This is a genomic window from Singulisphaera rosea, from assembly GCF_054877945.1.
On sequence record NZ_JBTYIP020000156.1, the window covers coordinates 1 to 255 of the forward strand.

Below are 255 nucleotides of genomic sequence, written 5' to 3' on the forward strand. Positions count from 1 at the left end.
GAGCGACTCTGACCAAGGCCTTTCGATCGACGCGGTTCTCGAGCCGGCAGAGTGTCGATGGCGATGCGAGCGGGGATTCGCTATCGGGGAGGGTCGAGGCGGAGACCTGGAGTGCGGGGTCGGTGCGTAGGGCCTGATGATCATTGAGATCTTCATATCCCAAGGCGATAGCGATGACCCGCTGGGCGATCATGGAGCGCTGGTCGTGGGTGATGAAGACGGGGTGTCTTGGATCGGGTATGGCGGCGTTCAGGG

General features: G+C 62.4%; 1 protein-coding gene. It reads right to left on the reverse strand.

Going from position 1 to position 255, the window contains the following annotated elements; translation table 11 throughout:
- Nucleotides 1–255 (reverse strand): transposase (locus tag ACYOEI_RS41315; protein WP_462856507.1); only part of this gene is annotated, 255 nt, incomplete at both ends.